This window comes from Roseivirga sp. E12, from assembly GCF_017592825.1.
Classification (GTDB): Bacteria; Bacteroidota; Bacteroidia; order Cytophagales; family Cyclobacteriaceae; genus Roseivirga.
On the sequence record NZ_JAGFMD010000001.1, the window covers coordinates 91,322 to 103,386 of the forward strand.

General features: G+C 41.3%; 7 protein-coding genes. 6 read left to right on the plus strand and 1 reads right to left on the minus strand.

Annotated elements, in window-relative coordinates; translation table 11 throughout:
* Positions 1 to 10: 10 nt before the first annotated feature.
* Positions 11 to 1,012: a zinc-binding dehydrogenase gene (locus tag J4E76_RS00425; protein ID WP_208500448.1), complete on the plus strand. Its 1,002-nt coding sequence runs from the start codon at positions 11 to 13 to the stop codon at positions 1,010 to 1,012.
* Here J4E76_RS00425 and J4E76_RS00430 read toward each other — a convergent pair.
* Entirely contained in the window at positions 1,009 to 2,898 is a 1,890-nt protein-coding gene (locus J4E76_RS00430) for a sensor histidine kinase (RefSeq protein WP_208500449.1), read from the minus strand. The genes J4E76_RS00425 and J4E76_RS00430 overlap by 4 nt on opposite strands.
* 168 nt (positions 2,899 to 3,066) lie before the next feature.
* On the opposite strand from J4E76_RS00430, the gene J4E76_RS00435 reads away from it, so the two are divergent.
* From J4E76_RS00435 to J4E76_RS00455, 5 genes are all read left to right on the plus strand, one after another.
* The gene (locus J4E76_RS00435) at positions 3,067 to 3,669 is read left to right on the plus strand and encodes a DNA-binding response regulator (RefSeq protein ID WP_208500450.1); all 603 of its coding nucleotides are present in this window, start codon (positions 3,067 to 3,069) and stop codon (positions 3,667 to 3,669) included.
* Positions 3,670 to 3,884: 215 nt separating this feature from the next.
* The gene (locus J4E76_RS00440) at positions 3,885 to 4,331 is read left to right on the plus strand and encodes a hypothetical protein (RefSeq protein ID WP_208500451.1); all 447 of its coding nucleotides are present in this window, start codon (positions 3,885 to 3,887) and stop codon (positions 4,329 to 4,331) included.
* A 2-nt stretch (positions 4,332 to 4,333) separates the two neighbouring features.
* Positions 4,334 to 8,434: an FG-GAP-like repeat-containing protein gene (locus J4E76_RS00445; protein ID WP_208500452.1), complete on the plus strand. Its 4,101-nt coding sequence runs from the start codon at positions 4,334 to 4,336 to the stop codon at positions 8,432 to 8,434.
* Between the two features lie 177 nt (positions 8,435 to 8,611).
* Positions 8,612 to 10,234, plus strand: a complete 1,623-nt coding sequence (locus J4E76_RS00450) for a M14 family metallopeptidase (protein ID WP_208500454.1) — start codon at positions 8,612 to 8,614, stop codon at positions 10,232 to 10,234.
* Positions 10,235 to 10,240: 6 nt separating this feature from the next.
* On the plus strand, positions 10,241 to 11,980 hold the full coding sequence (locus tag J4E76_RS00455) for a M14 family metallopeptidase (protein ID WP_208500456.1): 1,740 nt from the start codon (positions 10,241 to 10,243) through the stop codon (positions 11,978 to 11,980).
* Positions 11,981 to 12,065 lie beyond the last annotated feature (85 nt).

Below are 12,065 nucleotides of genomic sequence, written 5' to 3' on the forward strand. Positions count from 1 at the left end.
ATTTTGCGGAATGAAGGGCTTATTGATCACCGATAACCAAGAAGAACCTCTTTTAATTGCTGATGTACCGAAGCCAACTTTTCAGGCAGGACAAGTTCTTGTACGTATCAAGGCAGCCGCTTTGAACCGAAGAGATCAATGGATCAGACAAGGAATGTATCCTAACATTCAGTTTGGAACTGTGCTTGGTTCTGATGGCGCTGGTGTTGTAGAAGCAATTGGAGAAAGCGTTTCAGAAAACCTGGTGGGAAAAGAAGTGATTATTAACCCAAACGTGAATTGGGGAAAAGATCCGAAAGCGCAGGCCGCTGACTACTCCGTTTTGGGTATGCCTTCCAATGGTACGTTTGCAGAATATATTGTAGTCGAGGCCGATCGCTTACAAAACAAACCTGATCATCTAAACTGGACAGAAGCAGCAGCTTTGCCTTTGGCTGGTTTGACGGCCTTTAGAGCTTTGTTTCATCACGGAGCTGCTTCAACAGGAAAAAACGTCCTTATTTCCGGTGTAGGTGGAGGAGTGGCACAGTTTGCCTTTCAATTTGCCGTAGCTGCAGGTTGCAATGTTTATGTCACTTCAGGTTCCGAAGAAAAGATGCAAAAATGTCTCTCAATGGGAGCGAAGGGTGCCTATTCTTATAGAGAAGAAGCCTGGTTCACAAAGGCTCAGAAGGAAACTGGTGGCTTTGATGTAGTGATTGATAGTGCGGGTGGCAATCAAATCAATGACTTTATCAAGATCATGAAACCTGCTGGCCGAATCGTCTTTTATGGTGCTACGAATGGCACACCTGAAAAACTAGATATGTTCCGCATGTTTTGGAACCAAATCACATTGCAAGGCTCCACCATGGGCAACGATCAGGAGTTTGAAGACATGGTGACTTTTGTCAACCAACACCAAATCAAGCCTATTGTTGATTCCGTTCGTCCATTTGAACAGGCCATTTCAGCTTTTGACGAGATGAAAGCCGGAAAGCAGTTTGGTAAGCTTGTGGTTGTATTTGACTAAGGCAGCTCTATTCGGAAATAAACTCCATTGCTGCCGCCTTCATAGGTGAGTTTTCCTTTTAGTTGATCAACCATTAATCTTATTAATAGCATCCCAAGTCTTTGAGGTTGATCATGCTCCAAATCATCTTGTATTCCAGGTCCATTGTCTCGATAATGAATAATTCTTTTGTCGGTTGATACTTCTGAAGCGAGGCTAATTTTACCTTGGTCAATTTCTTTAAAAGCATACTTGAAAGAATTGGTAATCAGCTCATTAATGATCATGGCCATTGGAATGGCTTCATCAATATTTACTTCAAGACTATCACAATTGATGTTGGTAGTTACATTTTTTTCGTCACCAAAAGCGGCAGCAATTTCAGGAATAAGTTGCTTTAAGTATTGCTGAAAATCAACGTTTAATCCTTGGTCAAATTCATAGAGGTTTTGGTGAATTAGGGCCATGGATTGAATCCGATGCCTAAGTGTTTGATAAAGTTCTTTTTGTGTTTCATTTTGTTCTCCATCCTCTTGTAGATAGATCAAGCTTGAAAGTACAGTTAGGTTATTCTTTACCCGATGATTTAACTCTTTATATAGCACATTCTTCTGACCAACTACCTCTTTTAACTTGGCATTCGTCTTTCGTGTGATGCCCTGCTGCGTTTTTAAACTCGTGTTAGCACGTTTAAGACGGAAATAAAGAACTGCACTTACAATCGCTACGGCCAAGATGATCACTGAAAAGATAGCTGTCGCGATTAGAGCCTGTCTATTTCTAGCCACACGTCTTTGAGCAAGTTCTGTTTCTGTCTGTTGTTCTAGTAGTTTACGTTCTGCAAGCGCCTTTTCATTACTAGTGGTTAGCTCACCCAACTCCATTGAGTGAATCTCGGCCATACTCTTTTTTGTAGCTCCTAGTGCTTCATTAAGGTATTCTGCACTCTTTTTGTATTGGCCTAGTTCATAATACACCTCTCCAGCTAGGCGATATAAGTCTCCTAAATTACTTGTCCAGTTATTCTTAATACTTAAGTCAATGGCTTCAAAAGTGATGTCTACAGCCAATTCAGGCTTTCCACTTCGAGTGTAATGAAGCGCCAAAGTTTGCAGCACCGAAGTATAGTTCCGAAAACGCTCATTGGTCAGCATATGGCCTTTAGCTGAATCTAAATATCTAATAATTTGATCTGAAGCCGAAGGATCATTGTGCATGAGTAGGTAGCTTAGACCGTTTTGATTCAGTCCAATGAGGTAAGAGTCACCCACTTCTTCGGCAAGTTTAAGCGCATTATCCAAATGGTAGCGTGTAGTATCATAAGGGGTATCAATAATATCTATTTGAAACTGCAAGAAATAGGATGCCTTTGCATGTAGTAAATAGGCCTTTGGTCTCATTTCTACTTCATTATTAGCCATTAAAGCTTCGCTTTCTTCAATGTACTTTAGCGCAAGGTCAGCATTGTAAGTAGCTCGATAAAGCTCTATGATATAACTGTAGACCCATAGTTGTGCATTGGCGTTTCGCCTTTTCTGATAGAATGTCAAAGCTTCTAGATAGGTTTGAAGAGCAACTGTATACTTGCCCTCTTCCTTGTTCATGTTCGCTCGAGAAAGGTTCATCTCTATTATGATTACCGAATCGGGTTCGTATTTGGTGAGCGTATTTGACTTTTCAAAAAGTGAATTGGCTTCTTCGTAATTACCTCTTTTGGCGAGCAACTGCGCTGCTTCACTGTAGAGAGCAAAAGCTCTTTGTGAATTTGGGGAAGTTGAAGTCAGTTGAGTTTCTAGTTCACTTAGGACTTTTTCTGGTTCAGGAATGACCGGAAGAGGTGTGTTCTTTTGTTGAAAATTAAAGCCGGCAACTAGTGTGACAGCCAGAAAACAGTGAGCGATATTCATAGATTGACGAGTGGAGCAAAAGCTAAAGTATTCAAATTTCTAGTACTAAATGAATTTTACCTGTACCAACATTTAATTTTCCAGAGACATGTGTTATTCTCAATTGAAAAAATTCATATTGCAATAGACACAACTATTAATTGACAGAGTTACTGGCTGGTATATTCTATGGATTCTTCCAAAGGGTTTAATATTTTTATTGTAGAAGATGAACTGATAATCGCTGAGAGTCTGAGGCGGATTATTAAAAATCTAGGTCATCGTTGTGTGGCAGTTGCCAATTCTTATTTAGTTGCTGAGCGCACGATTCAGGAAGAGAGTTTTGACTTAGTTTTGCTTGATATCAATTTAAATGGTAGAAACGAGGGTATTGAACTAGGTAAGCTTTGCCAAAGGAAGAAACAACCCTTTTTATATATCACGTCTTATGCGGATCGTGATACTGTCATCGCTGCCAAAATGACCAAGCCAGGAGGCTATCTTAATAAGCCATTTAGTCCAGAGGATCTAATGATTGGTATTGAAATGGCAACAATAAGTAGGTCTAATGAGTGTCAAGAATTGTTAGGCAAATCAATTTGTCACCTCAATTTGTCAGAGAGAGAAATGGATGTACTTGAATGTCTCTATACGCGCCAATTGAATTCGGAAATCGCAAACAATTTGTCCATCTCGAGCCACACTGTCAAGTACCACCTTAAGAACATATACAGTAAGTTCGATGTATCGAGCCGTACTGACTTACTTAAAAAACTCCAATCCTTAGTGTAATTGTATTGTGTCAACTGAGTTGGATTTATCCTCCCTCAGCAGTTCTCAGGCTTTCTTTTGTATAGTGCTTGAACTTATAATTACGTCATTCACATTATTAAAAATGTTATAACTACCCAAATTGGGTAGGAGGTAGCCTGCGATTTTGGCCTATCTTACAAATGTCATAGTGGTTTTATATCACTGGCATTTTTTAGTCAACCAAAACATAACATATGAGAACTAATTTTACCAAGAATGGGAGGTATGCACTTATACCTTTCCTAATCTCTTTGCTTTTTTTCGGTGGTCCCTATTGGGCTCAGGCTCAATCTGAGACTCAGACAGAGCCTGAGTATATTCAGGGATGGACAGCGTTGGAAGAAGCAGAGTTTCATTTTGATGTGCTATATGCCATTGTGAAATGCAGTCCTGAGAGCAATCCCATGATTTTGCTGAATGCCTTCAACGAGGGAGGAAATGTAAAGAGTATTGGATTTACTTTGAATTTTACTGACGGTAAAGGAAAGACGGCTCAACACATTGTTGAAAAGTTTGATATTGCCTTTGCAGACATGCAAATCGCTTCTTGTGACTCAGATGAGTATAAGAATTTAAAATTTCCTGTACCAACTGGACTTGATCCAAGTAATCTTGCCATAGAAATCACTTACAATAAGTAATCATGAGAAAGTTTATATCAACTTTGATAATGATTGCTTGCTTGGGAGTGAGTATGCAGTCGTATGGGCAATCGTGTAACGATGTGCCGGTTATTAATAGCTTTGAACCCAATACTGGGTTTATTGGCAGTATAGTAGAAATTTTTGGAGCAAATTTTGACGCTACAAACCTGGAAAACAATCAGGTTTATTTTGGTGCTACTGAGGCGGTTGTGATCTCTGCTTCATTTGGAAAGCTTGAAGTAATCGTACCAGTGGGAGCTTCCACTGCACCGATATCTGTTAAAAATCAATGTGATCTAACAGCCTATTCTAAGGTAGCGTTTAATGGCATATTCTGCCCGACACCAATCGATAATCAAACTTATCAAAATACAGCGTTTGAATTGAATGGTATCTTCGGAGCGTATAATATGATCTCCCAGGATATGGATTTAGATGGTAGACCAGATGTGGTATCATCCGGACTGAATGGAGGAATTACAATTGCCAAAAACAATAGTACACCAGGTAACCTAAGTTTCAGTGCATATAATTTTTCAACTGCTACGAGATCTGTTTTTGCAGCGGATTTTGACGGTGATGGACTTAAAGACTTGGTGACCAACGCAAGCGTGTTGAGAAATACCAGTACAGGCCCTGGTAATTTTGGCTTGGCTGTAGCTCATAGCTCACAGGGGATATCTGGTTACCAAGTTGCAGCCGGAGACTTCAACAATGATGGGAAAGTAGATATTGTTGGAGAGAATGGAAATATAGCCTGGATAGCGTTTAACACAAGTACCGGACCTGGCCACTTTAGTTTCGGTCCTAGACAGGTCATTGGTAATGTTGGAAGTCGTTGTACAGGAATTCAAGTTGCAGATGTTGATGGAGATGGTCGAACTGACTTTATCGCCTCTCAAGGGGGAGCCAATCGAGCCGTGAGTGTTAGGAATACAATAACGCCAGGAAGCATGACTGCCTCATTCGAAGCACCTGAATTTTGGTCATCAGATTCTGATTGGTCAGATGGAAGAGGAACGTTCCCTTACAGGGCGCAGATAGCCGACTTTGACAAAGATGGTAAGATAGATTTTACATCTTGTAATTATCTGGGAAATACCAACGTGGCGATATGGAGAAATATTTCAACTGTAGGTGATATTGTTTTTGCACCAACAGTGAATATCCCATCACCAACAAGGAACTACAGAATCGGTGTTGGAGATGTCGATGGTGATGGATTTCCTGATGTGGTGACTAAGTCTCTTGGCGTCAATGTATTTTCTGTATATAAGAATACTAGTGGAGGGCCTGGAGCGCCTACTTTTGCCTCAAGAGTTGATTACACTTCATCTTCTCGTGCAGAAGTCTCAGGTATTGTAATCGGTGATTTGGACGGTGACTTTGTTCCAGATATTGCGACTTCAGGAATAAGCAGTAGAACTATAAGGTTTCATAGGAATACGAGTGCTCAGGTTGATTCAGATCCTCCAACGGCCCTCACTAAAAATATCACTGTCGCATTAAATCCAAGTGGTACTGTGTCCATCATTCCAGCAGATGTGGATAATGGTTCTAGTGATGCCTGTGGACTTGATAGACTTGAACTTGATATCACCAGTTTTACTTGTAATGACATAGGAGAAAATGAAGTTATCCTTACAGTATTTGATAACGCTGGTAATCAGACTTCGGCACCGGCAATAGTTAATGTTCAACCAGCGGCTATTATCGTTACGGGTCAAACCACTGTTTGTCAAGGTGAAACAATTTCAATGACAGCTAATGATGGGGATTCCTATCAATGGCAAAAGGATGGAGTGGATATTCCAGGTGCTACTGACCAGATTTACGTAGCTACCGAATCAGGAGCATATACTGTGACTGTGCAAAATGCCGGAGGCTGCTCCGGTACTTCATTGCCAACAGACCTAACGGTAAATGATAATCCAACTGTAGATGTATTCCCTACTGGGACGACATATATCTGCCCTCCGAGCGGAACTGCCGTCTTAACCGCTTCTCAATCATCAATTTACCAATGGATGAAGGATGGTGTAGATATTCCTAATGCCACACAGCAAATTTATACAGCTACTGAAGTAGGGAACTACAGCGTCAGGGTTATTGATTTGTTTGGTTGTTCTGCTGAGTCTGATGAGGTGATCGTTGCAGCTAACCCACCAGAAATTGATGTAGTAGAGGGTGCCACTGCCATAACAAGTGGTAGTTTGAGTGATTATGGTGATGTTTTCCCGAATGCCGATAACGTGAAAACCTTTACTATTAACAATACAGGATCTAATGTGCTTGATATCTCTCAAATTTCTGTAAACGGAACGGATGCTCAATATTTTAATGTAGTAGGAGCACCAAGTTCCGTGGGTGCAGGCTCGTCTGCTGACTTCGATTTGGTGTTTAATGCTCCAAATATTACTTCTTACAGTGCTTCTGTTACTATTGTCAGCAATGATTGCGATGAAGGCAACATCACTTTTGATATTGCCGCGGAAATCACCTGTGTAGCAGCAGAGTTCTCCGAGGTGCCAGCGGATATATCTGTTAATACAGAAGAAGAAAGCTGTGCCGCAACTGTCAACTATCAGGTAGGCGCAAATGGCAATCCAATTCCTGATATTAGCTATAGTTTCACAGGAGCTACATCGGGTAGTGGAGATGGAACGGGAGCTGGTGCTTCTTTTAACTTGGGAATTACCAATGTAACGCTGACTGTGACAAATGCTTGTGGGAATGATACCCATACATTTACTGTCACGGTAATAGATAATGAAGACCCTGTTCTGTCCGATGTTCCTTCAGATATAACGGTAAACTCGCAGGATACGGATTGTTCTGAGATTGTGAACTGGACAGCACCAGGTGCTTCTGATAATTGTTCAGTAAGCCTTACAAGTTCACATAATCCAGGAGATGTTTTCCCTGTAGGCACTACAACTGTGACCTATACAGCCACTGATGGTAGTGGTAATGCTGTTAGTGCTAGTTTCAATGTTACAGTTGTACCTATTCCAATGGAAATAACAATGATACCTGCCGTCTTCAATTCGGTTCAGAGTTTCAACGTGAGTTGTAATGGGGCTACAGACGGTAGTATTGATGCAACAGTGACCGGAGGATGTACTCCTTATACATATAGCTGGAGTAATGGTGATAATGTTGAAGATCCAACTGGTTTGGGTGCAGGAACTTATACCTTGACTGTAACCGATGCAAATGGCAGTTCAATTAATCAGACTGTTACACTTACTGAGCCAGAACCTCTTCAGGCAAGTATCAATATGTCTCCTGAAAACCCAGTACCGACATATGGTGCAGATCATACTATTTATTTGGGTTATGGCACTCAAACAGCTCTGTTAATAGCATCAGCTGATGGGGGTAATAACACTTATAGCTATAGTTGGACTGGCGCTGATATCTTAAATGGTGGAAGTTCTGAATCTATTGAGGTTGGTCCTCAAAGTACTAGTACATACGTAGTTGTGGTTTCAGATGAGAACGGCTGCTCTACTACTGAGAGCTTTACTGTGAACGTTGTAGACATAAGATGTTTACACAGAGATCGCATTAAGGGTAAAGGCAAAGGTAGTAAAGGTAACTATGCTGACCCTGAGACTATGGATAAATGGGATGGTAAGAAAGTTCACATTTGTCATAAAGGAAGAACCCTTTGTATCAGTGTAAATGCTGTGGCTGATCATTTAATGGAGCATGGAGATGCTTTAGGCACCTGTGGTACCAATGTTATGGCAATGGCATCGAATAATCAAGAATCAGGATTTGCTGAAATAATTGAGGTAGGATCAGAAACTGAGACTAGTGATTTGAATGAGTTTAAGCTTAAAATCAATACTTATCCAAACCCGGCCTCTGATTTTATCAAAATCAATTTCTCTTCAGCTTTGGAAGGTGATGTGAAGTTAGTCTTGCTCGATGTAAATGGGATCGTTAAGGCTACTCCTTTTGAGGGGCGCCTTGAAGCCAACCAGGAAAAAGAGGTTGAACTTAACACCAAGCCATTTAAAACAGGTGTTTATGTGATACGCTTGATGACACCTATGGGTATTAAGAGTACTAAACTTTTGATTAAACAGTAATACAACATTTAAAACCAATGAAAGGCTCCGAATATGCATTCGGAGCCTTTTTTGTAAGTTCCATCTAAATGTTGTAGGCGCCATTCACAATGGCATTCCTTTTACTATTACAATCCTGTAGTTTACTTCAGAGATAATTTAGTAAACTCACTTTTAACTTATCAAAGACTAAAATATATGAGAATCAATCGGAACAAGTTTGGACTGGTTGCTGCATTGCTGTTCTTAACTCAGATCATCTGGGCGCAGGACTATAACAATGCCAGTCAATTGGTTCAACGACTTCGTGGATTGGCCAGCTCCTCAAATGCCGCCACCTTGAAGTCCATTACAAAAACATTAGGAGGCAAAGATGTCTGGATGCTCACCTTGGGTACAGGCGATATGGAGAATAAGCCCGCTATGGCCGTTGTCGGTGGCGTTGAAGGCCAACATCTTTTAGGTGTAGAAATGGCCGTTCGTTTTGCCGAGGACATTGTCAATAACAATATGAGCGCTTTGGACAATACTACTTACTATGTGTTTCCAAATATGAGCCCTGACGCCACTGAGCAATACTTTGCTAGCCTCAAGTATGGAAGAAGTGCAAACGCTAAAGACACAGATGACGATCGTGACGGTAGAATGAATGAAGATCCATTCGAAGACCTCAATGGTGACGGTATGATCACAATGATGCGCGTTGAGGATGCTACTGGCGACTGGATTACTCATCCTGCCGATGATAGGGTAATGATCAAAGCCAATAAATCAAAAGGCGAGAAAGGAATGTATCATGTTTTCACCGAAGGTGCAGATAATGATAAGGATGGTGCTTTTAACGAAGATGGAGAAGGTGGAATCTACTTTAATAAGAGTATGACTTTCGCATTTGACTACTTCACGCCAGGTTCTGGCGAACATCCAGTTTCTGAATTGGAGAATAGAGCTTTGCTCGATATCCTCTATACTAAATGGAACATCTATGCTATCATGACTTTCGGTCCTGGGAATAATCTTTCTAGTGCATGGAGATACAATAGAGGCGGAGCTACCAAGAGAGTAGTGACCAGTGTGCTTAAAGATGATGAGACATTGAATAAGCTAATCTCTGGAAAGTACAACAAGACTGTTGGTACAAAAGACGCACCACCGTCAGTGGAGCCAGGAGGTAGCTTTAACCAATGGGCATATTTCCACTTTGGTAGAATAAGCTTAAGCACGCCAGGGTGGTGGGCACCAATGGTAAAAGGTGATTCTACCATGAAAAAGAACAGCGACAAGAATAGGGAGGTGAACTACCTGAGATGGGCTGAGCAAGAAGGCCTCTCGAACTATTTTGCAGACTGGACTGAAATGGATCACCCAGACTTCCCGGGTATGAAGGTTGAAGTAGGCGGAATCGCTCCTTTTAATATGCTGAACCCTCCAATCTCAATGATTGATGACTTGGCAAGTAAGCATAATGAATTCATTATGGAAGTAGCCAAAATGCAGGCAAGTGTTGAGTTGATCAACTTAAGAGCAGAGTCTGTAGGGAAAGGCATGACACGTGTGACGGTCGATTTATACAACGGAGGTACATTGCCAACCCATTCTCAAATGGGTAGCCGTTCGCGTTGGCTGAGAAGGCTGAAGGTAGAATTGAAACTGGGTAATGGTCAGGAGATTGTCTCTGGACGAAAAATTACTTTGATTCCTTCTATCGATGGCGATGCTGCACGTTCAATGACCTGGCTCATCAAGGGTAAGGGTTCAGTTACGATCGAAGCTGGAGCTCCGCACATCGGATTTACTTCAACTAATGTTAACCTCAAATAAGCCGACATGAAAAAGTATATAAACAAACTCGCTCTATCGATTTGCTTACTTGGGTTTATAACCCCAGCTTTTGCGCAAAGCGCAGATGAGATATTCAGAGCCGTAGGCTCTCCGCATAATCCTAAGGTTCAGATTAGCTTCAATCGCTATTATACTGCTGAAGGACATGCAGCATTGACTAAAAAGATTGCTGATGCTCACCCTAACCTCGTAAAGAGGGTTTCAATTGGTAAATCTTATGAAGGCCGTGATATGTGGATGCTTCAGATTACCAACTTTGAGAAAGGCGAGGCAGATCGTAAACCTGGTTTCTATATTGATGGTAACATTCACTCAAATGAGATCCAAGGAGCAGAGATATCTATCTATACCGCTTGGTATCTCACAGAGAATTATGGTGATGTGGACTATATCACCAAGATGCTTGATGATCGTATCTTCTATATCATTCCAACCATCAATCCTGATGCACGAAATGACTATATGAAGCAACCTAACACGGGTAGTTCTCCGCGTTCTGGAATGATTCCATTAGATGATGATCGTGATGGTCTTTTCGATGAGGATGCTCCAGATGATCTAGACGGAAACGGCTCTATTACTCAAATGAGAAGGAAGAGTTCTACTGGAAACTTCATTCTTGATCCTAAAGATCCACGGAAGATGATTGTTGTAGGTGTCGATGACAATGTACCTGCGAATGTGCAGCGTTATGAGATGCTGGGTCAAGAAGGAATTGACAATGACGGTGATGGCCTTGTCAATGAGGACAGAGTAGGTTACTATGACCCGAATAGAGACTGGGCATGGAAATGGCAACCGGATTATATCCAGAGAGGTGCTTACAAGTACCCTTTCAGTGTGCCTGAGAATAGAAATGTAGCTGACTTCGTTTTGGCACATCCAAATATCGCAGGCGGACAGAGTTACCATAACTCAGGGGGGATGATCCTTCGTGGACCGGGTGCTCAGGAAGATCTATCGACTTATAACCGAGCTGATATCAGAATCTATGACGCCATTGGCCGAAAAGGAGAAAAGATCATGCCTGGATATAACTACTTGGTAGTGTATAAAGATTTGTACTCTGTATTTGGTGGTGAGCTAGACTGGATGTATGGTAGTAGAGGTATCTATACTTTCTCTAATGAGATATTCACTCGTTTTGCTTATTACAAGAACAATGAAGGTGGACAAAACCTGAATTATGATATCGATACTGAGTTGTTGATGGGCGATGCTTTTGAACCGTGGAAACCTTACAATCATCCAACTTATGGAGAGATTGAAATCGGTGGGTTCAAGAAGAATTTCGGTCGTGCAACACCTGGGTTTATGTTAGAGGAAGAATTGCATAGAAATATGGCATTCACCCTCTACCACGCTTACCATATGCCGAACTTGAGTATTCCTGAAGTGAAGGAAAAGGACCTAGGTGGTGGATTGAGAGAGATCACTGCTTATATCCAAAATGATAGGCTTATGCCTACTCATGCATCTCAAGATTTGAAATATAAGATTGAGCGTCCTGACTTTATCAGCATTTCTGGTGTTGATGTACAAGCAGGAATGGTTGTAGACAATGAGGATAGAGACTTCACGCGAGAGCAGAAGACTGAGCCTCAGAAGCTTAGAATTGACAATATTCCAGGTAACTCAATTGTTAAAGTCCGCTGGATTGTTAGCGGAAGAGGCAAGTATACGATTACTGTTGACAGTGCTAAAGGTGGTATTGTAAGCCGATAGCAGATAAGTAACTAATCAAAAAGCCACCCCGATTTTATCGGGGTGGCTTTTTTTTATCGAAGGATTCACTTTTTAACTGAATCCA

Excerpts from the sequence above, each read along its gene's own strand:
- J4E76_RS00450 (WP_208500454.1), top strand. The coding sequence starts at position 8,612 with ATGAGAATCAATCGGAACAAGTTTGGACTGGTTGCTGCATTGCTGTTC.
- J4E76_RS00455 (WP_208500456.1), top strand. The coding sequence starts at position 10,241 with ATGAAAAAGTATATAAACAAACTCGCTCTATCGATTTGCTTACTTGGG.
- J4E76_RS00430 (WP_208500449.1), bottom strand. The coding sequence starts at position 2,898 with ATGAATATCGCTCACTGTTTTCTGGCTGTCACACTAGTTGCCGGCTTT.
- J4E76_RS00435 (WP_208500450.1), top strand. The coding sequence starts at position 3,067 with ATGGATTCTTCCAAAGGGTTTAATATTTTTATTGTAGAAGATGAACTG.
- J4E76_RS00440 (WP_208500451.1), top strand. The coding sequence starts at position 3,885 with ATGAGAACTAATTTTACCAAGAATGGGAGGTATGCACTTATACCTTTC.
- J4E76_RS00425 (WP_208500448.1), top strand. The coding sequence starts at position 11 with ATGAAGGGCTTATTGATCACCGATAACCAAGAAGAACCTCTTTTAATT.
- J4E76_RS00445 (WP_208500452.1), top strand. The coding sequence starts at position 4,334 with ATGAGAAAGTTTATATCAACTTTGATAATGATTGCTTGCTTGGGAGTG.